Source organism: Mucilaginibacter daejeonensis, from assembly GCF_020783335.1.
GTDB classification, from domain to species: Bacteria; Bacteroidota; Bacteroidia; order Sphingobacteriales; family Sphingobacteriaceae; genus Mucilaginibacter; species Mucilaginibacter daejeonensis.
This window is the reverse complement of record NZ_CP086068.1, coordinates 3011467-3033483: the sequence shown is the minus strand read 5'-3', so window position 1 is coordinate 3033483 and position 22017 is coordinate 3011467. Positions and strand designations below refer to the sequence as shown.

General features: G+C 43.3%; 22 protein-coding genes and 1 riboswitch. Of the genes, 7 read left to right on the top strand and 15 right to left on the bottom strand.

Features of this window, described 5'->3' with window-relative positions; all coding sequences use genetic code 11:
• Positions 1-9: 9 nt before the first annotated feature.
• From LLH06_RS12845 to LLH06_RS12830, 4 genes are all read right to left on the bottom strand, one after another.
• Positions 10-1116, bottom strand: a complete 1107-nt coding sequence (locus LLH06_RS12845; protein WP_228169692.1) for a c-type cytochrome — start codon at positions 1114-1116, stop codon at positions 10-12.
• A gap of 94 nt (positions 1117-1210) precedes the next feature.
• On the bottom strand, positions 1211-1735 hold the full coding sequence (locus LLH06_RS12840) for an NUDIX domain-containing protein (protein WP_228169691.1): 525 nt from the start codon (positions 1733-1735) through the stop codon (positions 1211-1213).
• A gap of 188 nt (positions 1736-1923) precedes the next feature.
• Positions 1924-2151 carry a hypothetical protein gene (locus LLH06_RS12835; protein WP_228169690.1) on the bottom strand — a complete coding sequence of 76 codons (228 nt, stop codon included), beginning with the start codon at positions 2149-2151 and terminating at the stop codon, positions 1924-1926.
• A 46-nt stretch (positions 2152-2197) separates the two neighbouring features.
• Complete coding sequence (locus LLH06_RS12830) at positions 2198-2587, bottom strand: YidH family protein (protein WP_228169689.1); 390 nt, start codon at positions 2585-2587, stop codon at positions 2198-2200.
• Between the two features lie 192 nt (positions 2588-2779).
• Here LLH06_RS12830 and LLH06_RS12825 point away from each other — a divergent pair, with 192 nt between their 5' ends.
• Positions 2780-3901 carry a sulfite oxidase gene (locus tag LLH06_RS12825; RefSeq protein ID WP_228169688.1) on the top strand — a complete coding sequence of 374 codons (1122 nt, stop codon included), beginning with the start codon at positions 2780-2782 and terminating at the stop codon, positions 3899-3901.
• A gap of 21 nt (positions 3902-3922) precedes the next feature.
• Here the strand turns inward: LLH06_RS12825 and LLH06_RS12820 are convergent, their stop codons facing one another.
• The 5 genes from LLH06_RS12820 to LLH06_RS12800 all read right to left on the bottom strand — a co-directional run bounded on the left by LLH06_RS12820 (position 3923) and on the right by LLH06_RS12800 (position 9814).
• Entirely contained in the window at positions 3923-5284 is a 1362-nt protein-coding gene (locus LLH06_RS12820) for a voltage-gated chloride channel family protein (RefSeq protein ID WP_228169687.1), read from the bottom strand.
• A gap of 14 nt (positions 5285-5298) precedes the next feature.
• Positions 5299-6576: a phosphopyruvate hydratase gene (gene eno, locus LLH06_RS12815; protein WP_228169686.1), complete on the bottom strand. Its 1278-nt coding sequence runs from the start codon at positions 6574-6576 to the stop codon at positions 5299-5301.
• A 176-nt stretch (positions 6577-6752) separates the two neighbouring features.
• Positions 6753-6818: riboswitch (Fluoride riboswitch) on the bottom strand.
• Positions 6819-6975: 157 nt separating this feature from the next.
• A complete protein-coding gene (locus tag LLH06_RS12810; RefSeq protein ID WP_228169685.1) occupies positions 6976-7914 on the bottom strand; it encodes a P-loop NTPase fold protein in 939 nt (312 codons plus the stop codon).
• Positions 7915-8036: 122 nt separating this feature from the next.
• Positions 8037-9350 carry a patatin-like phospholipase family protein gene (locus LLH06_RS12805; RefSeq protein ID WP_228169684.1) on the bottom strand — a complete coding sequence of 438 codons (1314 nt, stop codon included), beginning with the start codon at positions 9348-9350 and terminating at the stop codon, positions 8037-8039.
• Positions 9350-9814, bottom strand: coding sequence for a Mov34/MPN/PAD-1 family protein (locus tag LLH06_RS12800; RefSeq protein ID WP_228169683.1), 465 nt, complete (start codon positions 9812-9814; stop codon positions 9350-9352). The genes LLH06_RS12805 and LLH06_RS12800 overlap by 1 nt, the downstream gene beginning before the upstream one ends.
• Before the next feature lie 344 nt (positions 9815-10158).
• On the opposite strand from LLH06_RS12800, the gene LLH06_RS12795 reads away from it, so the two are divergent.
• From LLH06_RS12795 to LLH06_RS12785, 3 genes are all read left to right on the top strand, one after another.
• Positions 10159-10452: a helix-turn-helix domain-containing protein gene (locus LLH06_RS12795; RefSeq protein ID WP_228169682.1), complete on the top strand. Its 294-nt coding sequence runs from the start codon at positions 10159-10161 to the stop codon at positions 10450-10452.
• A gap of 103 nt (positions 10453-10555) precedes the next feature.
• Positions 10556-10891 (top strand): plasmid mobilization protein, encoded by a 336-nt coding sequence (locus tag LLH06_RS12790; protein ID WP_228169681.1) that lies wholly within the window; start codon positions 10556-10558, stop codon positions 10889-10891.
• Entirely contained in the window at positions 10888-12096 is a 1209-nt protein-coding gene (locus LLH06_RS12785) for a relaxase/mobilization nuclease domain-containing protein (RefSeq protein ID WP_228169680.1), read from the top strand. Before LLH06_RS12790 ends, LLH06_RS12785 begins: the two co-directional genes overlap by 4 nt.
• A gap of 12 nt (positions 12097-12108) precedes the next feature.
• Here LLH06_RS12785 and LLH06_RS12780 read toward each other — a convergent pair whose 3' ends face one another.
• The gene (locus LLH06_RS12780; RefSeq protein WP_228169679.1) at positions 12109-13014 is read right to left on the bottom strand and encodes a helix-turn-helix domain-containing protein; all 906 of its coding nucleotides are present in this window, start codon (positions 13012-13014) and stop codon (positions 12109-12111) included.
• Positions 13015-13173: 159 nt separating this feature from the next.
• Here LLH06_RS12780 and LLH06_RS12775 point away from each other — a divergent pair, with 159 nt between their 5' ends.
• Positions 13174-14226 carry a ligand-binding sensor domain-containing protein gene (locus LLH06_RS12775; RefSeq protein ID WP_228169678.1) on the top strand — a complete coding sequence of 351 codons (1053 nt, stop codon included), beginning with the start codon at positions 13174-13176 and terminating at the stop codon, positions 14224-14226.
• Positions 14227-14291: 65 nt separating this feature from the next.
• Positions 14292-14942, top strand: a complete 651-nt coding sequence (locus tag LLH06_RS12770; RefSeq protein WP_228169677.1) for a YceI family protein — start codon at positions 14292-14294, stop codon at positions 14940-14942.
• Positions 14943-15136: 194 nt separating this feature from the next.
• On the opposite strand, the gene LLH06_RS12765 is transcribed toward LLH06_RS12770, so the two are convergent.
• On the bottom strand, positions 15137-15532 hold the full coding sequence (locus tag LLH06_RS12765; protein WP_228169676.1) for a helix-turn-helix domain-containing protein: 396 nt from the start codon (positions 15530-15532) through the stop codon (positions 15137-15139).
• A 140-nt stretch (positions 15533-15672) separates the two neighbouring features.
• On the opposite strand from LLH06_RS12765, the gene LLH06_RS12760 reads away from it, so the two are divergent.
• Positions 15673-17148, top strand: a complete 1476-nt coding sequence (locus LLH06_RS12760) for a HEPN domain-containing protein (RefSeq protein ID WP_228169675.1) — start codon at positions 15673-15675, stop codon at positions 17146-17148.
• A 541-nt stretch (positions 17149-17689) separates the two neighbouring features.
• Here the strand turns inward: LLH06_RS12760 and LLH06_RS12755 are convergent.
• From LLH06_RS12755 to LLH06_RS12740, 4 genes are all read right to left on the bottom strand, one after another.
• The gene (locus LLH06_RS12755) at positions 17690-18412 is read right to left on the bottom strand and encodes a hypothetical protein (protein ID WP_228169674.1); all 723 of its coding nucleotides are present in this window, start codon (positions 18410-18412) and stop codon (positions 17690-17692) included.
• A gap of 160 nt (positions 18413-18572) precedes the next feature.
• A complete protein-coding gene (locus tag LLH06_RS12750; protein ID WP_228169673.1) occupies positions 18573-19823 on the bottom strand; it encodes a hypothetical protein in 1251 nt (416 codons plus the stop codon).
• A gap of 277 nt (positions 19824-20100) precedes the next feature.
• The gene (locus tag LLH06_RS12745) at positions 20101-20694 is read right to left on the bottom strand and encodes an RloB family protein (protein ID WP_228169672.1); all 594 of its coding nucleotides are present in this window, start codon (positions 20692-20694) and stop codon (positions 20101-20103) included.
• A complete protein-coding gene (locus tag LLH06_RS12740; RefSeq protein ID WP_228169671.1) occupies positions 20684-21979 on the bottom strand; it encodes an AAA family ATPase in 1296 nt (431 codons plus the stop codon). The genes LLH06_RS12745 and LLH06_RS12740 overlap by 11 nt, the downstream gene beginning before the upstream one ends.
• Positions 21980-22017 lie beyond the last annotated feature (38 nt).

Here is a 22017-nt window from a genome sequence, read left to right as displayed (position 1 = left end):
TCTATTTGTTTATGATTTTTTACTGGTTAATTCTTTTTGAGCGTCTTTTATGGGTTTGAATGGCCCGTATTTATGCTGCTTCTCGCTGAACCGGTCGGCATAAGGCCCGAACGGAAAATCTATCGGTTTCTTCTTCAGGTCTTTCCAATCGTTATGTTGATCCTTATGAGGGCGCGGCTGGGAGTTAACGAAGGCACCGACGTTCCATGCTTCTTCATCTGTTAATTGCGGACTATGATAAGAAGCGCCGTATGGCATATTGTTTTTCACAAATCCTGCAAAATTGGTCAGCCTGTACATACCTGCACCATCATTGTAACTATGTTTTCCCCATAATGGCGGGTTGGCGTAGGTTTTTTTATCAGCATTCAGCAAGCCCTCGCCATTAGCACCGTGGCAGCTTTGGCATTTCATCATAAACACTTCCTTACCCTTGGCCGGGTCTGCTGCCTGATCCATGAATACCAGCTTTTCTGTTGCATTTCCAAATAGCTTTTGACCTTTCTTTACGTCCTTACCGATCCACTTCATGTAAGCGAGCATGGCCTGAATCTCTTTACTGGAAGGGTTAGGCACTTTACCGGCCAAACTACGCTCGAAGCATTCAGCGATGCGTTCTTCGGGCTGCTCCACCCGGCCGCTCCTGTTGCTCAGTTTTGGGTAACTGGCAATAAAGCTGGCATAATTATTACCGAAAAGGCGTGACCCGGCATCAAGGTGGCAGTTCTGACAATTCATCCCGTTCGTTATCTTCGCGATGCTGCCTTGAGGACCAAAATATTTGGCGGTATGTGCGACCAGCTCCCTGCCATATTTGATCATCTCGCCATCTTTACCTGCAGGAATCGTATTTTCATCAGGGGCTTTCCATGCATCAGCCGGAATAGGGCGTGGTGTAGTGCCGGCAGAGGCTTCGGTAGATGGAATGGTAGCAGGCTGATCAGACCTTCCATATACCTGTTGGGAAACTTCACCCGGTTTATGATCAGCTGGCACTAACAATGTCACGATCACTGCTATTATACAAACCGCAAACAAAACACTTACGGTCATCAAGGCCTTTGATACTTTGACCAAGGCTTTGGTCACTTCTCTATTTTCGTCTTGCTGTTTCATTTTGATCGTTGATTGATATACCAAAAGTACAAGCGAAAATGGTTGAAGTTATATCACAAAATATGATGATCGATAATCTGTAGTTATTGATCAACTATTGATAATCATTTTTTGGCTGGTAAAATTCATCTTCTTTCATCAAGGAATGTAGAGTTCTTTTCCAAACAGAATATAGCTCGCCGCAGGAAGCGCTGAGTATCGCCTTACCTAAATTGCTTTTCACAAAAGATGCGACCTCATCTAAGGCTACCCATTGATATTTATCTGCCTCCTGATCAGGAAAGCAAATTTGGTCAAGCTGGTCGGCGGTTATGGGCTTAGCTTTGAATATCAGATGTATGCTATCACCATAGCTGATCTTTTCACCTATTACAGGCTCCGAATAATATACGTGGTATAGGCCTTCGATACTTGGCCTAATACCGGTTTCCTCCTGGCATTCACGAATAGCACCGGCCATTGGGCTTTCTCCAGATTCTACAATTCCTCCGGGTAAGGTCCATTGTTGAGTTGATCTTTTTCTAATGATCAAATAGAAATCGTTGTGCGGGATCAATACACAGGCGGCTATTGTTTTTCGCGGAAGTCCTTTGTAATATTCTTCGGGGGCTGTGATCATATGACAAGGTGCTAAAAGCTATATACACAGATTTTTGAATCAGCGTTACTCAATTTTAAGAATACCTGCCTGACCTCATTGGGGGAGCTATCAGGTGTGTCTCAATTTAGCTACCAACTATTAATGGTTATGATCTATTATGCTGGTGGAAAAATGAAATGCTTGTTATCATACTAAATAGACATCTATTAAGAATTTCTATTATAGTAGTCTTCAATGGCCTGCCCAATAGTATTGGCAAGCTCCTGCGAGATTTCGCCATTAACAATGCTCCATGAATTATCACCGTTATTAATCAGCGTGATCGTTCCGGCACCGGTCTGCACGACAAATGTCTCGTCCTGGTGCGTTACATTATATCGCATTTCGGATCCGCCTTCCAATGTAGCTGTTATATTAAATTGTGTGCCTCCCATGATCTATTAACTTTAAACTATTGCAATTGTTCAGACGAAAGTTTGATCAGGTATTGGGTAATAGATACCAAAGCAGCAGCCCGCTGACGAGTACTATCGCAACGGTCATCAAAAGCGACAAGGCGAACGAAAGAAAATAGGCGTTTCTAAGCAATTGTTTTTCAATACGTCGATATCTAAAATAGCTTAATAAAGCCATCAGGGCACCGATAGCGACGAGGATGATCCCGATGGTTGCGGAAAAGCCCTTCCCGGGCAGGAGGACCTTATCAGTAATAACTAGGGATAATTGCTTGACGAACAAACTGAATTTTACCACTACAAAGCCAAAACCCATCAATGCTATGCTGGTTCTTATCCAGGCCAAAAAGGTGCGTTCATTGGCCAGATGGTCACCGGGGTTGATCTTTTGCTTGCTTGTATCTGCGCCTGACATATTCATATGATCTAAGCAATTAAGTGGCTAAATTGTTGGCAACCATACGGGATTACCTACGCAAACAAAATACACTTCTAAACCTTATTTATTTAACACTCCAATCAAGACCGATCAATTATGGGCCATAAACAAATCAATGCCACCAGCAATAATGGAAGACGTGCTTTTCTGAAAGGGACGGTTCCGGTCATGGCAACCGCATTCATTCCGGGTATCGCTTCAGCGAATAACGAAGATAAAGGGCCCCAACCATCCTTCCCGGGCCTGATCATCAGAGAAAAGGAGCCGGTCAATTTTGAATTTCCTTTTCCGATGCTTTCCAGTATCATCACGCCCAATAACCAGTTCTTTATACGAACACATTTTCCCATTCCAAGATTGAAGGCAAAAGAATGGGAGGTCAGGATCGGGGGGCATGTCAATAAAGAGATTACACTAAGCTATGATGAGTTACGTGCTTTGCCCGCTAAAAAAGTGATGGCAACATTGGAGTGCGCCGGAAACGGGCGGGCCAACCTGGCTCCAAAGGTAAAAGGCTTATTGTGGGAACAGGGTGCCGTCGGAAATGCAGAATGGACCGGTGTACCACTTTCTGTAGTATTGGAAAAGGCCGGCATAAAGCCGGGCGCAGTAGAGATCATTTTAGAAGGCGCAGACAAGGGTGAAGTTTCGGAAGAACCTAAATCTCCTGGTGCTATCCACTTTGCCAGAAGCTTACCGCTTACCAAAGCGATGCAGGCGGAAGTGATCCTTGCCTATCAAATGAACGGAAAGGACCTTAGTCCCGAGCATGGGTACCCGGTGAGGGCGATCATCCCGGGCTGGTATGGTATGGCTTCCGTAAAGTGGCTTACCAAGATAACCGCGGTGAATAAGCCCTTTGATGGCTATTGGCAAACCCTGGAATACGCTTACTGGAAACGCACTGATGACCAGCCGACTCTGACCGCAGTCACCGAGGTACAGGTAAAAGCAGAGATCGCCAGACCAGCGCTAAGCGAAGTGATCCCTGCCGGTAAAACATACCGGGTGCATGGTGCGGCCTGGTGCGGAGAAAATGAAATAACCAAAGTCGAGGTCAGCTTCGATGAAGGTGTAACCTGGAAACCGGCAAAGTTGCTAGGCAAGCACGGTAAGTTCGCCTGGCGGCTTTGGGAATACAACTGGCAGGTTCCTGCGGGCGATAGCCAATATAAACTGATGTCGAGGGCGACCGACAGTCAGGGAAATACGCAACCCATGGAACACGACAAGGATCGCAGGACCTATATGGTCAACAAGATCGTTACCGTTAAAATAGAGGCGCGGTAGAACCGCGCCCCGCCTCTGCAGTTAATGCTTTAGAAATCGTTCATACCAATGCGGCCGGCTTTTACCCAGGTCACCCAAAGCGGAGTCGGGCGTTATGCCGGCATTCAGCAATTTGGGGATGGCGATCCTTTGCGCGCTGTAAATGCCCGAATGACCACTGAATAAATAGGCTGTAAAACAAGCGATCGCATAATAAAGTACGTGTTCACCGCCAAACAGTTCTACTCCCATGACCGTACAGGCCAGCGGCGTATTGGTCGCGCCGGCAAACACGGCAATGAATCCCAGCGCTGCAAATAAGCCTACCGGTGCATGCAATACAGCAGATAAAGTGTTACCAAGGGTAGCCCCGATATAGAATAAAGGGGTTACCTCTCCGCCTTTAAATCCAGAGCCAAGCGTGATAGCCGTATAGATCATTTTCCAAAACCAACTGAACAGGTCTGCGCCTCCGGCATGAAAAGCCGACTGGATCGTAACGGCCCCGGGATACTCTGCAGCGACACCAAGGCTCAGGTAGTCAGGTTTGCCATTGAGATAGGTCAGCGCGATAATGACCAAGCCACCCGTAAAAGGGATCAGCCATTTCGATCGTATAAAATGACCTGAAACGACCTTGATCGCGTGAACTAGTGAAGAAAACAAAGCACTGGACATCCCAAATGCCGCGGACGCTAACATTACTTTTACCATTAACAGACCATCAAAAGGTAGATAAGCCGATAAAAAATAGGGTTCATGCCGAAAGGCGCTGATCTGGTAGGCCGTATGGTGGACTCCCCAGGCTGCTACCGTATAATCTCCGGCAACTGCGCCGATCAGTGCAGGCAATAACGCGTTATACTGCATACGCCCTATGGCCAGGACCTCCAGGGCGAACAGCGCACCCGTCAGCGGTGTGCCAAACACGGCACCGAACCCGGCGGCTACTCCGGACGTGAGCAGCAGCTGCATGTCCTGAACGGATAGTCTGTACCACTTTCCGAATAAATGGGCAATGCTTCCGCCGATCTGTACCGCGGTACCTTCACGACCGGCAGAACCACCGAACAAGTGTGTCAATACCGTGGTCAATAGAATGATCGGTGACATTTGCGGTGGCACGCCCCCGCCTGGTTCATGTATCTCATCCATGATCAGGTTATTGCCTTTTTCAGAAGATCTGCCGACCGAGCGATAGATCAAGTGGATCAGTACCCCGGCCAGCGGGAGCAAAAATAGAAGCCAGGGATGATGGAACCGGTAAATGATGGCCAGGTCCAGTATCCATAGAAACAAGGCGACCATACTTCCGATAGCGACAGCTACCGGAAGTATAAGCAAGCTCCACCTGATCAGTTCTTTAACGATCCGGTAGCGCTCCGAGGTGATAAGGGCTTTCATATCCTGATCTGCTGCTACCGTTTAAAAGTTTCGATCCCTGCAAAACGGGCCTTGCTACCCAGTTCCTGTTCAATGCGTAAAAGCTGATTAAATTTGGAGACCCGCTCCGAGCGGCAGCCACTTCCCGTTTTAATATGCCCGGCATTGGTGGCTACCACCAGGTCAGCGATGGTCGTGTCCTCGGTTTCACCGCTTCGGTGGGAGATGAAACAATGGTAGCCGTTCTGCTGCGCCAATGCTACAGCTTGTAAGGTCTCTGATACCGTGCCTATCTGATTAAGCTTGATCAATACGCTGTTCCCGATACCACGATCGATGCCTTCCTGAATGATCGAAGGGTTCGTGCAAAAGATATCGTCGCCGACCAATTCCACTTCGCTGCCCAGCTGATCGGTCATGATCTTCCAGCCATCCCAGTCATTTTCGCCCAAACCGTCTTCTAAAAGCACGATAGGATAGGTTCGGATCCATTTTGCCCATAGATCGACCATCTCTTCCGAAGTATAACGCTGCTGGTCACTTTTGTACATTTTGTAATGACCATTATCCCACATTTCACTGGTAGCCGGGTCCAGGCAAACAGAGATATCCTCGCCGGGTTTGTATCCGGCTTTCTGAATAGCTTGCAGGATCACTTCGATGGCCTCTTCATTAGAGCGGAGGTTGGGCGCAAAACCACCTTCATCGCCCACACCGGTATAATAGCCTTTGTCAGATAATAGCTTTTTTAATGTATGGAATACCTCTTCTCCCATGCGGATACTTTCTTTAAAGTTCGGCGCATGGTGCGGGGCGATCATGAATTCCTGAAAATCCAGGTTATTGTCCGCATGCCGACCACCGTTGATCACGTTCATGCATGGGACCGGCATCACATAGGTATCGCGCTCGATAAGCTGACGGTAAAGGGGAATCTTTTTGGATACAGCGTTGACCCGCGCAAAGGCGATCGAAGCGGCCAGAATGGCGTTAGCGCCTAACCGAGCCTTATTAGGTGTTCCGTCCAGGTCGATCAGCATTTTGTCAAAGGCTGCCTGATCCGCAAACGCAGAGCCGATAACCGTGCGCTTAACTTCCTGATTGATTCCAGCTACTGCTTTTTCAACGCCCTTGCCCTGATAGCGGCTTTTGTCGCCGTCGCGTAGTTCCACCGCTTCTTTCTCACCAGTGCTGGCACCCGATGGTGAGATTCCCCTTGCTGTGAATCCATCTTCTAGAGTGATCTCCGCTTCAACGGTCGGATTACCTCTTGAATCCAAAACTTCCCTAGCCATAATGTTCTTGATGTTCATTTTATGTTGTTTTTAAAAGTTTAAATCGTATGGATAAAACCATGAACTATTGCCGGAACAATGAGCAGGGAGGTGACCTGATTAGATGCGAGACGGGATAGAAAGGGATCTAAGTACCGCTGATCATTCACCTACAATAATGTTCACGACAAGACCTGCAAGGTTTCATCTATGCTTTAATTGTAGGCGTCATCAGCACGAGGCGGTTATTTTGAACGGAAGACACCATTTCCGTTTAGATCGTAACAAATAACAAACCATTTGTTTTTAAAAAAATGATCGTTTTTATTTTGCGCCTAAGTAACGCGGTATCCCACTGCCGGTAACCAATCGATTTGAATTTGACAGGGATATAATCATAGGCTTAGAAATATAGCATCCCCCTTTTTTCACGGAATATTATCGCATGATATAAAAAGAGGGGGCATCCTCAAACAGGTGATCGTTAAAAATGGTCATTGGAGAGTTGTCTAATAATTGGTTGATTCGTTCAAAGTCGTCAGTATAGGTCTTTTTGGTGAACAAACTACCGGCCAAGCCAGCTTCCCTGATAAATTTATTAAAAGAAGAATCTGTCCGGCTCAGTTTACGCGAATAATCAACGATTAGGTTAGCAATACGAGGATTGAGTTCATACAATTTAGCTGACAACTGGTCAAAGAAATCTCGCTGGATGTTCGCGGCACCTTCTGAGCTCCATGGATTGTAATCCAGTACCTCTGTTTTAGCCGGGTCAAGGTGGATTTTGATTAGGTTGATAAAGGAAGTCTTGCCACTGCCATACTCACCGAGTATGCCGATGGCAAAGGACCTACAATTGGAAGTAACGCTGACCCGGCGGGCAATTTCTGCTACGACGGACGAACGTTGAAATGTATCCTGATTATCAGATTCTATGGCGCGTTCTTCAATGAAGCTTTCCGGCTGCGGCTCATGACTTGCGCCTGCTCGCGGTTTGAAAAGATGAATAATAACAGGGGCGGTCAATGCCGCCGCAACGAAGTCCCAATTTTTTAACCAGTGGAAAAGAGTGGAAGGTTGAAAATGCCAATAGTCATCACTGCGCATAAGAGCATAAAATAGCATCGTAAGCAAAGCAACAATCGTGTTGAATTTTCGGCTGCCGTAATGGTAAAGCCAGGCGGCAATGCTTGCGCAAAGAATGATCAGCACAATCTCATGGAATGTTGTATTGTCATAACGTGATACGAGATGCTTAACCAAGAGTGTATCGAGTATGCTGTAGACCGGCTGGCGGAAAAACAAAAAGAAAGCAAGGCAGCAGAAAAGCCACAGGGCAAAGGGATAATTCTTTTTAAACGCTAACTTTGGTTTCATTGGCTGCTGGTGTCAAGGTAGTGCAAATATATGCGGCTCAACTTCATTTTTTCGCCACGGTGTTTGAACAACTTGCAATAACTTCACATTGTCATTGAAAATGGATAAAACTCACAAACTCGTTAGCTGTTACTTGTTGCTGTCAACAAAGATGGACAATACAAGCGAACCTGTAGTTCGGTCAAGTTAGCCGCGTGAATGATCATGTCTTTAACTAATTGCGGTTTGATGCGGGTTAGATTGGTACCGATCCGGCGTATCGTTTGTAGCCGTTCGGGCGTAAGCGAATGAGCATTGATCTCTGCAAACTGGCAGCGTTTTTCCAAATGCTGGATAATATCTGACTTATATAGTTTTGGCGTATCTAACCAAGCAGCTGGTAATTCGTGTGCTTCTGAAAGTGTTGCTGGTATATTTTTATTGACCAATCCATCATAATAACCAGATATGCATCCCCCCAAGTCCCAACCTAAGGATAGATAAGCGATTTCCCGGCCGTGCTGATTTTGGTAGACATTCTGGATCATCTGAAAATTTTTGATACGCACCATGAACGTATCGACTGTCCGCAGCAACAAAGTCAAGGTGCTGTTATAGAGTTTGGCAAAAGGCAGTTTGTTGCCAGCATCGCTAACTACCACTATATCGCAGGCATAAGAACTATTGCCTTGCGTGATTTTATGTATGCCTTGACTATCGTATACGCCACCATCTACCAATTGAGGGTTCATGGTGCCATATAAGATTTCATCCTGGTAGAATACTTTATCGATCTGTACCGGCGTAAACGCAAACGGCACACAAGATGATGCCATGACCGCCCTGGCAACCGGGAACGTCGCACCATTAAAGAGCACAGGTTTTGTGTAAAAAGCATAGGTTGAATCTTCCATTTTACGCTTAGAGAATGTAAAATGCCGCATAGTCTGTAAATTGGTAGAACCTATAGCTAACTCGGGCCGGTCTTTGAGATCTGCTAATGTTGCCTTCATGCAGAAAAATTTATCGTAAGCCTTTTCGATGATCCGGCTAAGGGGCAATAATTTGAACTGATAACGTACCATTAGGAATAGAAATAATAATTGCGGAATAATGGAATAACCAGCCAAGCGCGTGAACGGCAATATGAAGGAACTTAATAATAGTAACGTCAGCGGTAACGCTCCCCGCCAAAATATCCAGGAGGTCAGCACATAGCGGATTACACTTTTGGTCGTCAATGAGGTAATCATTTTCTGCTCAAATGCATTAAAATCACCTGAGTGCAGCGAATAAGCAGCCCCTGTGATTGACCCACCTGAAATCGTAGACAACACATCAACACACTCCAGTATCCCTAATTCGTTAAGTTTTTTCAGGGTGCCCAGGTGAAATCCTGCTGCGCGGTAACCCCCGCCAGACAAAGCAATGCCAATACGTTTAGCTTTTTCTATCATTATTCTTTAAAATAAATTTCGTACTTACCACAATCTCCGGCAATGAGCATGATGGTTGGAAAACCCAAAGCCCGCATTTCTGCGTGGATATGCTGGAATAATATTTTATCGTCATCACTTTGCGATAATGCGCAGTTTTCCGGATGAGAATGCCATTCGCCAGCATATTTTAAATGATCCGCTGTTTTCTCACTATAACTGCTCAATGCAGCTTCCAATCCTTCAATACCACGTATGTATGCGGTAGGATATTCTTTACTATCAGTTGGTGATAATATCGTATCGGTCAGATAGATTTTTTTATGTTCAAAATCAAAGCCGCCAATAAGTATACCTCCCGTTTCTTTGCGTAACTTATTCAACCGTGCTGCTATTATTTTTTCAACTAATTGATGGGTGACCGAAACTTGCCAATCGCCAAAATCCCAAACATCGAAACCTTTTACTTCTACTGCGACAGGCAACACCGCCCCTAATGTAGGGTCTAAGCGCCACAGTCCAATGAAAGCCCTGTCGTCCCGAATAATCTGCCGAAACTGGCTGGCAACAAAAGCAGTTACATTTTACTGTAACTGCTTGGTTTTCAAGTAGCGAGTGGCAGGATCGAACTGCCGACCTTAGGGTTATGAATCCCAACTTTTAATTCAGCAATATTTAATAATCTTATATCCGACTCGGAGTATATCGGATAAAGTTTGTATCCTATTCACCCATCTTTGTTTCAAAGCAACGCGATCCTGATCGCGCTGCAAAAGCTAAGCTCTAATTAGCTAACCAAACTGAAAGTTTAACGAAACAAAGGAAAGCAATGGCAACAGAAATCATCACACGGGAAGACCTGGAAGCATTCGGCGAGAAGCTGATGAGCCAGATGAAGGCATTATTAAGCGGCGGTTCAGCCGAAGGCGAACCGCGTAAATGGATTAAAAGTTATCAGGTTAAGAACCTGCTCAAAATTTCGAGCAACACCCTGCAAACCCTTCGTGACAACGGCACGATACCCTTCACCAAAATTGGCGGCATCCTCTATTACGAGATGGATGCAATTCAAAAAGTCCTGCGTGGTGAAGTGCAGTCCAAACGTATCCGTTTGGCCAAATGAAACTGTCTTTACGAAATGGAGCAAGCCATGTTTTCGCTACGCTTAAACGGCTTGCTCCTTCGGAGATAAGCAAGATTTTGCACTTCGTTTAAAATCAAAGATCATGGGAAGACCGGCTTTACAGGAAGAGGATAAAAGGATCATTCAGGTCAATATCCGGCTGACAAAAGATGAGAATGATTTGGTTTGCAACTATGCCCAGGCATCGGCGATGACACCAGCCAACTGGATCAGGCAGAAAGCATTTACCGGCAGGTTCCCTGCCATCAAGCTATCACCGATGAACGCTGCACTTTACCGGGAGCTGCACAAGATCGGCGTTAACCTCAACCAAGCGGTTAAACAATTAAACGCAGGTAAACTATCACCAGCATTCGTAACCATACTAACCGCTTTGATCAAAACCCAGAAGGACATACTTAACTGCTTAATGAAATGACAGCGGATCAGGTGAAAGGAAAGGGATTCAAGGGGGCGTTGCGCTACAACCTGCAAAAGGTGGAGCATGGTGCTGCCAAGATCCTGGATATGACTTTTACATCGGGTAAAGAGGATTCTATCATGCGTGAGGTGGCTTTGATCAGAATGTTAAGGCCCAACCTCCAAAAGTACTTCTATCATACCTCCCTCAATTTCCCGCCGAACGAGAACCTGGGCGATGAACAAATGAACATTATTGCAAATGAATATTTGAACAATATGGGATTTGACCAGCACCAATATGCCATCTTCCGGCACTATGATGCAGATCATCCGCACCTGCACATCTTGGTTAACCGCATCGGCTACGATGGTAAAGTGGTTTCCGACAGCAAGGACTACCAGCGTAGTGAGCAGGTGCTCAGGAAGCTGGAAAAGCAGCATGGGCTGACCGAGGTCATCTCAAGTAGACAGGCCCAAGAGCGGGCGATGACGAAGAACGAGCTGGAGATGATGAAGCGAACAAATGTGCCATCCTCCAAAATGCAGTTACAGGAGATCATTAAAGACGTGCTCAGCAGGAAGCCGGATACAGCACAATTCATTCAGGCGCTGGAATTCAAGGGAATCAATGTATTGTTTAACCAAGCCAGCACCGGCTTTGTGAGCGGCATATCCTACGGCTATGAAGGAATGCAGTTCAAAGGCGCTCATTTAGGTAATGCATATAAATGGCAGGCTATTAAAAATGCTATCAGTTATGAACAAGAAAGAGATCGCACAGCAATTTACCAGGCAAACGTTAGGACAAGAGAACTTCAGCAATCAGCAAGAGCCAGTGAATCCGCCACAAGAGGACCAGCAACCGGAACTGACGGAGATACAAAGATTACTGCCGGAAATAGAAAAGTTATACAGCAAGGCGCTGGAAAACTACAGGATCAAATCAGAGCAAAAGATAGCGGATACCAGCAGGCGGCTAGAACTCATGGACAGCACAGCAACCAATCTGGCGTTCCAAATCAAAAGTATCGTATACAGCGCGGAGCAGATATACAAAGCCAACAACAAGGTCGGCAGCAGGTGGGTTATCAGGCTTTACCTGGTAGCCATCTTATCGGGAGTTTGCTCGGCACTGATCACCCTGCTGATGATATGGATCAAGGTGCATTGAATGAGTTCAAACGCAAGCGTAAGAAAAGGAAAGGCCAAAGATTGGGTTAATAAAGCTCCACTTTATTGCATTAAATTGGTTTCAAGCCTATAACCTTTACCGCGTAGAACGGTAATCTTCAAATTCGGATCAGGTTCTAATTTTTTCCTGAGTTTTGATATAAACACATCAAGACTGCGACCCACTATAACACCGTTATCTTCCCATATCTCTTTTTGTAGCCGACTTCGCTCCACAATTTCGTTTGGACATGAGGCGAAAATGCGCATAACACGAGTTTCGGTTCCGGTCAAATCTATGGTTATACCATTTATTACAAGTTTGCCTTTCTTTGCTTCAAACAACATAGAACCCAAAGTGATCGTACTGGCATCTGTATCTTTCCTGTAGAGGGGCTTTCGCGATTGCGTCGACCTGAAAAATAGAAAACCTGCAAATGCTAAAAACGGTAGGCCACTCAAAAGATATCCGCCCTTGATTATACTGCCCCCTGCTGTTTTAAACTGGACATCTACCACATAATGCGCTTTGGGTTGCTTTCTGCCCTTGCAGGCTACAATTTCATCTTCATTGTTTTTCGAGATCGCATATCCATAAGCAGCCCCGGGGTTGCGACTATCCAAAACGTTAACAACATAATCGCTTGCCAATGGATCTCTACCTAGTTCGCGCCGAGTAAGATTTATTAATGAATCTGTTTGAAATGTAAATGCATTTTCAAATCTAATCTGGTATTCGTTTTCGGTAATCTTTTTTACCGGTAGCACCCTGGATGTGCTATCACCCGATTGCAAGAGCAACTCGTGTCCTATTCTCCGGAATAAAATTTCCCTTCTGGCTGTAGCAAAGTCCCTATCGCCGGTCATACTAAAAGCTGCACATAGTGCAGCAGTAACCAAAAGGATTACCAATCCAACAAAAAATTTGGCTTTCCTGGATATACAAATGGAATTTTGGCTACGGCGCATAATTGTAATGATATTATTTACAAAGTTTACATTTTTATTTACAATAGCAATTCCTCCTGCCTAATGACAGGCACTTACTTTTGCTGAACTGATTGCGGTAATTGAATATGGGGTGTTCAAAACTGCCAATATTCCCAATAAATTAACATTTATAAAGAAATGATGAAGTACGCGCGCTTATATCTTTTGTTATTGATCTCCGTCTTTTGCCTGTGCTGCGGGCAAAACAAAATTAAACCTCATCAAGATCATATTAATTACACCATTAAAGACACCGTTACGGCTTACGGCCCGAGCAGAATGGTCCGCAATATCAAGCAAAGCAAAAACGGTACTCTATTAATTGCCGCATCATTTGGCGGTGTGTTCAGCTATGATGGAAAATCATTCACTAATCTCACCAGTAAAATAGGTTCTCGAAGGTATTGGAATGTGTTGGAAGATCGGCGCCGACACCTTTGGTTTGCAACGACCGATTCCGGGGTTTACCAGTACAATGGAAAAATTTTCCGGCATTTTACAACCCGGGAGGGACTACCCAGTAACTGCATTTTTTCCATTGTTGAAGACAAGGCCGGTCATATCTGGCTGGGCACCGGGAACGGGGTGAGCCGTTATGATGGTAGGTCTTTTCAAAATTTGACAACGAAAGATGGACTTTCTAATCATAGTGTCCATACCATCTTTGAAGACAGGACCGGAAAACTGTGGTTTGGTACCGATGGAGACGCTTGTGTTTATGATGGAAAAACGTTTACCGTCTTCAAAAATAAAGAGGGCAAACCATTTCACAACGTTGGGTCAATCATCCAAGACAGAAAAGGAAACATTTGGTTTGGTGCATCGATCATCGAAGATAGAAAAGGCGATACGCTGTTGGTTTCGGGTGGTCTGTGGCGGTATGACGGCAGCACGTTTACCAAAGTATCAAAGCGGGGTGCGTCGGCGATAGCTGAGGATAGCAAAGGAAATATCTGGACTACTGGTGCTTCTAGCACGAATGGGGTTGGAAACTGGGTCCTTGCGCGCTATGATGCGAAGTCTTTATATGATAACATTCCTAAGGTAACCGAGATCATGTCAGTAAGAAAAATGCTCTGTGATATTTTGGAAGTTAACGATGGTAGTATTTGGTTTGGGTCGATGAACGGGGTGTACCGGTATGATGGCCAAACCATTACTGACTTTAGAAGTAAAGAGCATCAAAAATGAAAGCATAAATGATTTGCTAATATCTATTCATTAATCTCATTCTTTAACCGATATTATTCTATAACATGAAAAAATCATCAGTCCCCTGCTTCATTTTAATAATTGCTGCTACCATACTCGGTTGCGGCGGGTCTGAAAGAAAAGGAAGAAAAAACGCACCAAAAAGTCCCCTGTCCTTACACGTCGGGGACGAAAAATACCTTCAGATAGACACAAACGCAAGCGTAGTAACATGGAAAGGTTCTTCTCTAAACGGATTGAACACTCAGAGCGGATATGTCCACATATCAAAGGGAGAATTAATGGTTAATAACGGTCAACCTGTGGGTGGTACAGTAGAGATTGATATGAACACCATTGCCGATAAAAAACATGGGCGTGATAACAAATTAGTTAATCATTTAAAGGATCCTGATTTTTTCGAGGTTGAGAAATATCCGTTTGCGACAATCGTGTTAACCGAGGTTGCACAATTAAGTGATGAGCGTAAGAATGTTACAGGAAACCTGACGATTAAAGGTATCACACATCAAGTCAATTTTCCGGCAAAAATAGTATCTAAAGATAGCATTATAGAAGCCAACGCCAGGCTCGTCATTGATAGAACAAAATGGAATGTCCGTTATAAATCGGCAAAGTTCTACAAGCTTTTAGCCAATCAAACCATGTCCGATTCAATTGAGTTTCAGATGAAAATTTTGACAGTTCGTAAGTAATAATCAAGTCTACGACAACGCATAAACTAATCAATTCGTAATCAACGATTTAATGTAGAGATATAGATTTCTGTATTTGTAGAAATGAACATTTCTATAAATGCAGAAAGTTAGAAATGCATACTCTGCATTTCTAATAAATGAACCATGTAGGTCACGATAGCAAATAAAAAAAGCCCTTGCGGAGCTTGATATTATTTCAAATTCTTTAAAAGTTCGATTTTCTCTCGTTCACTTGTTAGTAGTTGTTCATAAAGCTTTTTGTTCTCTTCAAACACTTCAACCAATTTGTCAATTGGATTGAATGTGCTATTAAAAGCGTAAACAGCGCCGTTATTCGTACTATTATCGTTGAATGTATTGAAGTAGTTAACTACGGCTTCTTCGCTGAAGTTCTTGATTGCCTCCGGCGTTACCCCTAGTATTTTCGCGATTTTACTTAAAGCCTCTTCTTCAACCTCGACACTTTGTTCAATTTTAGAAATCGCTTGTTGGCTGATGCCAAGTTCTAATGCCAGTGTTTCCTGCTTTATACCGCGTAATTCACGAATCTTGCTAATCTTTCTTCCAATGTGTAAAGTCTCTGCCATGGCGTAAATGTATCAATTATTGTAAATGTACGAAACAACCGCATTATTGTAAAGTACAAATCGCTGTGGTTCGGCACGGGGGTACGGTACTATTCTTTTGTGTTGCCGGTCAATGCAGGTCGGTCGCAATAGTATCAGTCATGGACCTAAAGCAATATGATGTAAAGAACTTTTATCCCCGGTACCTTGACCAGGATGAGATCAACGAGCCTTTAAAGGTGATCAGTGATTTCTTTTCCGCAGACTGGCTACCCGGACATTTAGAAAGCTTACTGGAGTGGCGTAAGCATGTGATTGAGGAGTGTTATTACACGGATGAACATAAGAAAAGTCCAGCTGGGTTGCTGTTTACACACCAATTAAATGCAAGGTTACTGGAAGCAGCCTACTTAATCAGTCGTACCAAAAGAGCATTGAAACTCGCTGATGCCATTCATATCAACTTTGATGTACAATTACAGCGAGAAGAGCGGGAATGGCTGCATTACCCAATCTACCTGTCACCCATCGAACGCATCAATCCATATTTCGCAATTAGTAATTTTTTTAAGGTCTATACGGTTAACCAGTACCTTGACTTTCTTTATGAGTGGCTGGAAACGGGTTTGTCCAATCATTCGGCGGATGAGTTCTTAGATACCAGTGATGTCATCTACTTCTACGAGAACATGCAGAAGCTATATGAGGCCGCGTGGATCATCAAGCAGCGCGAGATCGAACCAACATTTAAAAAGAATGCAGATGCGCGTGAAGAGACGATAATTGCTCAGGTAAAGCAGTATCCGGTAAGATTGCCATTAATGAATTTCCATTGCAGGTTTAATGAAGCTATTACACCGGCTGAACAGCTTGGCTTAAATCAATTGATAGAGATCATACTCAAGGAGATCGAGTCTGTATTAATGATCATTCACCTTGGGACACATCCTGATCCTGATACGTTTTATTTCTTAATCATCACTAAGGAACAAGACAAAACATCGGAACATCAACTTTTAGATAAGATCGAGAAGAAATGCGGTCACCTGATCAATGTTTGCGCGATCGTTCATAAGTCAGATGCTTTCCTTAGAGCGCTTGAAGAAGGAAGCCGCTTTTTTATCAATGCTTTACAAAAAAACAAAATAGCTTACCAGTCATCTAAATTTGAGTTACCCGAACTACGGAATCCTGATGGAAAATTTATCAAGAGCCAGGTAGAAGATATATGGAACCGTTGGGGTAAGCAAGGGAAAGACTTTCTGGATACGTCCCTAAGCTGTTTTGATGATGGTAATTATAATTTAGCGGTGTTCCTGATGCACCAAGCTGTAGAAAGCACTTTAAGCGCTATTATTCGGGTAAATTTGGGTTACCGGCTTTCTATTCATAATCTGGCCAGGCAGCTAAGGATAACGTTGATCTTTACAGATGACTTGAAAAATGTGTTTGACTTTAGTGTTGTTAAAGATGTGCAGCTTTTCGAGTTGTTACAAACGGCCTATTCGGCAGCAAGGTATAAAGACGACTTCAAGGCAGACAAGGATACAGTAAAAGCTTTGTCGGACAAAGTATGCAAGCTGTTCATAACCGCTGAAGAAATGTATCATCAGGTAATAGAGCAACTCAAAGATTAGCCTTTGCAGAAAGGCAGACGGTTTCATTTCACCACACGCTATCGCTACGGGTTCCATTATACCGACAGCCTTCCTGCCGCACAGGCAATACTATAGCTCGTTACCTCTCACCATAAAATTGCCTTTCCGTTTAATAACTATTGACCACTGCACCGCCATCACAAAATTAGCACCGCAGGAAAACTGTCAAGGGTGTATGAACGCTGCAATTATTGTTTTTATTGGCAGCAGCGCCCTTGACAGTTTTCCTGCTTGCTGCTGCCGGTTGTTTAAGCCATGCAATGGAGAGGTGTGTTTGATAAACTAATGATTAATGCCTAAAATAACGACGGCTTTTAATGATATGCTATGTGGCTAAATCTGTAAAGGAAATTCGTTTTGCCTCTATAACGCGTTACTTAATATTAACGTCTTCGAACATAAGGAAATGTCTTTCATGTGTGAACAGTGTAAAACCGAGAAAAGCCTAAATCAACGCGACGAAAAACCTTGACCGAAAATATTAAGACCCTTACAATGGTGTTGGCCTGTTAACATTTCGTCAGATAAGTTTCCAAATGTTAAAAATCTCATGACTGGCAAGATCGATTTCTTTACCTGGGTTTTGAACGTCTGAAAATCTATAAATCCGCCAGGCTGCGACGTCAATTACGAGGCATATCTTATGATTGAAATTCAACTCTCTTTCCGAATAGAAGCGATGTAGTACCCAAAGCTTTGCCGCAGCTTCTTCCTTTTTTAGCTTGGTTGTTGAAAAGTTGAATTTAAGAAAGCCTACAGGGGTTGAGGAATCATCGGATAAGATCAAATCAGCCATAGCACCGATGCGCACACCGTTTTGCATAATTTTGTTTCTCCGACGGGTTAGATTGTTTTCTAATACATATTTCTGCAATATGGGTGTTAACAATTGTTCCATCGCCACAATGCTGTCGAGACCTTTTGCTGAATATATACGGTTCTTATAATCATCCGTGTTTTCGGCATAATCTTTCGCTTCTTTTCTAAGCCGTGCGGCATGCCGTTTGAAATCGTCAAAATAAACTTCATGCTGGTCAATAAAATTCAAGGAAAAGGCTTCACAAACCAACTTCCGGGCTACTTCATAGAACCTGGGAATGTAATTTGGTGGATATTTACAGCCTTTCAAAATACTTTTTCTACGCCGCTCCGAAGCTATAATATAGCGTGATATCATCGTAAGCGATATCTGTGGCTCGAGAACAACCTTCTTCTCTTTAACCGCAACATTTTCTTTTGCCATATTTTTAAGAATTTTTTACAGCGTCTTAAATTGGTTTAAGACGCTGTATTATAATTAATAACGTATAAATTTAGTTAATAAAAAGCGTGTAATGTTTGTAAATTACTAACATTTTTCGCAAGACTGACTTTTACAAGCGTTATAGGCTAAGACTTGTGCCCTATGACTTTTTGTTTAGAATAATCTCCGAGATAATGTACCTCAATTTGTCCTTGAGGTCATAGTCAATTTCCAGCTGCTCTGCCTTATCACACATTTCCAACAACTTGGCAAAAGCCTTTATTTCATTACTGATCTTAGTTTTGAAAATGTCCCTCAATTCACGAATTTCCCGGAAAGCACTACGCGGATTGGTCAACTTGTATTCAATACGCGCCCGTAATTCATCAGGTGTTTTAATCGTTTTTATTGAAAGGAGGTCATTGATAAAATCCTGGGTGTCGTTTAATAGCATGTCCAATTCGGACAAACTTTCCAGCGTTTTCTTTGGTCCTGTTCGGTGCGAGATGATTAACTCACTCTTGTTTGCTTCCTCTTTGCTGTTGAAAAGATAAACACCTCCATGCAGCCTGCCGCCAACCCGAATAATCTTCTGGTAGTTTAGTGATCCTTGACCAAGGTCATTGGTCGTGATAATTATTGCTGATGAGGCTTTTCCAAATGGTCCTGCATCTTTCAGATCCTTATCGGCGACAATGATTTCTAATTTGGATTCAGATGCCGCGGCACTGGTAATTGCGTACCTGTTTCCTTCGTGCTTTTTCATGTCCCTGTGTAAGGCTAGCATAGAAACAACAAATGCGAAATCTACACCGTACTCATAATACCTGTCTACTGATGTGATACCGCGCAGGAAAACCTGACCATCGCTGACGACCATACGATAACTGCGATATCGATTGTATTTCTTGTGTCCGCCCGCTAAAGCTTTGAAATAATCAAGGTTATGTTGCGCAAGTTCTCCAAGACCATCTTTATAGAGACGATTGGCATATTTTGCCATGTCATAAGTATCGAAGTAAGTGTTTTTTGAATCGTAGATCGCATAGCAATCTAGATCAGTTTTCACTTCATCTACCTCTGCATATTCTTCGAAGTTGAAGACCAAAGGAAGCGGATTGGATAGATTTTTTACCGGCTCTTCGCTTTGCCGAATATTGATATGCTTGCTTTGCGCATTGACGGCGAACCGATGAAAGTTCTTATTTATATTACTGATCTTTTTGAATAGAGTATCTATATGGTCGACCAAAATATACTCTTCTTCTATCTCAGCTATCTTGAAAGTTTCAGCGACCTGGTCTTTATAAGGGTGGTCCGCTAATAGGGTCATCAACAGGCTTACTTTGAGCCTGCCATTACTTAGGTCATCATCCAGGATAACCGGCTTTTGTATAAAACGATCTGTCATTTTTAATCTCTTTAGTAATATTAACAATATATTACTGCAAAGGCTGCGCAGGTACAGGCCAAGGAGAGATGACAGCGTAACGTCGTTTTTACTTGCTACAAGGATAACTTTTTCTACCTTTGTGCGTTTAAAAACAAGAGGACGTGAAAACCTCGTTTGTATGCTGCATCTTTCTTGCACGTATGAACTTATACATCAAAGGCTCAGGAGTCCGCAATTTCCTGGGCTTTTTTTGTTATAAGACATACCCTATCTGTGTGGTAAGTTATCTCTTATGTCATGTGCCTTCCTCCTTTAAATTTTCAAAAAAGTCCACCAATCGTTGTACTGTGAAAAAAGGGTTACGTACATGAATGGGCGTTTCTCCGTCTTGCTGGCGGTTGATCATTTTAGCCCGTTCCATTGCAAGCGCTAACCTTTCTTTCAAATGTTTATAGTGATTGAGTTTAGTTTTATGGTACTCCGGCCATAGTCGGGTAAGGTGCCGCAATGCTTCTTCCCCTGTTTGAAATGCTCTGCCACGATGCTCAAAATGCAATATAAACCAGTGCTCTATAGCTATGGAGGAATAGGCAACCTCAAAATTATCCCTTTCAATTTGTCTAAATGTACTCTCAAGATCAGGCCATTGATCTTTGTCGAAAAATAACCAAACTGTATCGTACGGGTTTCTTTCTTTTACCGCTGCTTTCAGGCGGCGATGGGCTTCATTAACTAGCTGTTTAGGATCATTCTTGGTCGAATAAAAGACCTCCACGGAAATAGACTGCTGCAAAGTGCGCGGCAGCTCCGACTGGAGTGTTTTTGCATAAAGGTATTCTGTAACCCCTTCGCACAAAATCAAAATTCTCTTATTGACCTTAAACCTCATCAGACTGCATTTCAATTAAAAAATCTGCATCGTGGATGATTGGTGTTGCGCCAAATCTGCCTGAAGCGTACCATTTGTCCAACGGCGTCCCTAAACGTATTCCCTCAATATCTGAGCACCTGTAAAGCGAGGTTGCACCAAATTCGTTCTTCTGTGTAAACCAAACCTGATCTCTTCTAAACCTGTCATTTGATAGTTGAGTAATATCATGTGTGGCGAATATCAACTGCGCATTGTTTTTATTGATTACAGGGTTATGGAATAACTGAATTAGAAAGCCGGTTATGTTGGGATGCAAGTTCTTCTCGAACTCATCGATAATTAATACCCTTCCATGATTCAGTGCGTCCAAAATGATCCCGCCAATCGCAAAAAGGCTTTGGGTGCCAGCAGATTCCTGTCTGATATCAAATGATTCAAATCCGATTTTTTCAGTTTTGTCAAATACAAAATGCTGCGTTTTAATGTCGTATTTATAGTCTTCCTGAAACTGTTTTTTTATTTCGTCTGGCATATTTCCGGGAAACTTATAGTTATTCCAATCAACCTCTTCGACGGATACGGAACTGATACCCGTATCAAGTGCGCAAATCATGGCATTGAAACGTTTTGTAAAGGCCTTTTCCTTATCTTCAGCTAACCGCTTCGCATAAAATGAGGTTAAATTGTGCTCATGGAACACTTCCATTACAGGATATGCCCTGAGTTTGGATGTAAAAAACCTAAACGCTGTTAACAGTACCTCTTCGGCATTATTCTCAGCAGCTTTAGATAACAGAAGTTGATTTGAAGAAGTGATTTTTTCAAGCGTCTTTTTAGGCCCTTTGAAATAGTCCCCAAATTTTATTTCCTTGCCAGCGAATCGCGAATACAGTAGACTTTTTGCAGTACCAGGATAGTAGTGTAATTCTTCCTGTAAAATTTGCTCATCATTAAATACTATGATATAATCATATTGCCATCTATTGATGAAACTGATTTCCAATGTCGTTGGCATCGAAATATAGCTTTTTTCAAGGCGGTGAGGCTCGTATGGAGCAATGCTTTCATCAACTTTAAAGCCGGCTGATTCGTTGACCAAATATCGTAAAGCATTAAACGCAGTTAAGAAACCAGACTTACCTGACGCGTTCGGCCCATATAATACAGCAGACTTTAACATCTGCCTTTTCCCTGAAGCTTTGAAATAATTCGATACCAGTCCTTTCGACCCTGTTTTGAGCGTGTTTATTTCCATGCGCTCACGAATGGATCGAAAATTGGTTACTGCGAATGATATTAACATATAACAATTTTTGTCAAAGCTACATAAAAAACTTTAAC

What these genes read in the sequence shown, in the direction of transcription:
- LLH06_RS12825 (WP_228169688.1), top strand. Translation starts at nt 2,780, where the DNA reads ATGGCAACCGCATTCATTCCGGGTATCGCTTCAGCGAATAACGAAGAT.
- LLH06_RS12805 (WP_228169684.1), bottom strand. Translation starts at nt 9,350, where the DNA reads ATGATAGAAAAAGCTAAACGTATTGGCATTGCTTTGTCTGGCGGGGGT.
- LLH06_RS12755 (WP_228169674.1), bottom strand. Translation starts at nt 18,412, where the DNA reads ATGGCAAAAGAAAATGTTGCGGTTAAAGAGAAGAAGGTTGTTCTCGAG.
- LLH06_RS12760 (WP_228169675.1), top strand. Translation starts at nt 15,673, where the DNA reads ATGGACCTAAAGCAATATGATGTAAAGAACTTTTATCCCCGGTACCTT.
- LLH06_RS12790 (WP_228169681.1), top strand. Translation starts at nt 10,556, where the DNA reads ATGGGAAGACCGGCTTTACAGGAAGAGGATAAAAGGATCATTCAGGTC.
- LLH06_RS12750 (WP_228169673.1), bottom strand. Translation starts at nt 19,823, where the DNA reads ATGACAGATCGTTTTATACAAAAGCCGGTTATCCTGGATGATGACCTA.
- LLH06_RS12745 (WP_228169672.1), bottom strand. Translation starts at nt 20,694, where the DNA reads ATGAGGTTTAAGGTCAATAAGAGAATTTTGATTTTGTGCGAAGGGGTT.
- LLH06_RS12830 (WP_228169689.1), bottom strand. Translation starts at nt 2,587, where the DNA reads ATGTCAGGCGCAGATACAAGCAAGCAAAAGATCAACCCCGGTGACCAT.
- LLH06_RS12770 (WP_228169677.1), top strand. Translation starts at nt 14,292, where the DNA reads ATGAAAAAATCATCAGTCCCCTGCTTCATTTTAATAATTGCTGCTACC.
- eno (WP_228169686.1), bottom strand. Translation starts at nt 6,576, where the DNA reads ATGAACATCAAGAACATTATGGCTAGGGAAGTTTTGGATTCAAGAGGT.
- LLH06_RS12840 (WP_228169691.1), bottom strand. Translation starts at nt 1,735, where the DNA reads ATGATCACAGCCCCCGAAGAATATTACAAAGGACTTCCGCGAAAAACA.
- LLH06_RS12775 (WP_228169678.1), top strand. Translation starts at nt 13,174, where the DNA reads ATGATGAAGTACGCGCGCTTATATCTTTTGTTATTGATCTCCGTCTTT.
- LLH06_RS12810 (WP_228169685.1), bottom strand. Translation starts at nt 7,914, where the DNA reads ATGAAACCAAAGTTAGCGTTTAAAAAGAATTATCCCTTTGCCCTGTGG.
- LLH06_RS12835 (WP_228169690.1), bottom strand. Translation starts at nt 2,151, where the DNA reads ATGGGAGGCACACAATTTAATATAACAGCTACATTGGAAGGCGGATCC.
- LLH06_RS12765 (WP_228169676.1), bottom strand. Translation starts at nt 15,532, where the DNA reads ATGGCAGAGACTTTACACATTGGAAGAAAGATTAGCAAGATTCGTGAA.
- LLH06_RS12780 (WP_228169679.1), bottom strand. Translation starts at nt 13,014, where the DNA reads ATGCGCCGTAGCCAAAATTCCATTTGTATATCCAGGAAAGCCAAATTT.
- LLH06_RS12785 (WP_228169680.1), top strand. Translation starts at nt 10,888, where the DNA reads ATGACAGCGGATCAGGTGAAAGGAAAGGGATTCAAGGGGGCGTTGCGC.
- LLH06_RS12820 (WP_228169687.1), bottom strand. Translation starts at nt 5,284, where the DNA reads ATGAAAGCCCTTATCACCTCGGAGCGCTACCGGATCGTTAAAGAACTG.
- LLH06_RS12845 (WP_228169692.1), bottom strand. Translation starts at nt 1,116, where the DNA reads ATGAAACAGCAAGACGAAAATAGAGAAGTGACCAAAGCCTTGGTCAAA.
- LLH06_RS12740 (WP_228169671.1), bottom strand. Translation starts at nt 21,979, where the DNA reads ATGTTAATATCATTCGCAGTAACCAATTTTCGATCCATTCGTGAGCGC.
- LLH06_RS12795 (WP_228169682.1), top strand. Translation starts at nt 10,159, where the DNA reads ATGGCAACAGAAATCATCACACGGGAAGACCTGGAAGCATTCGGCGAG.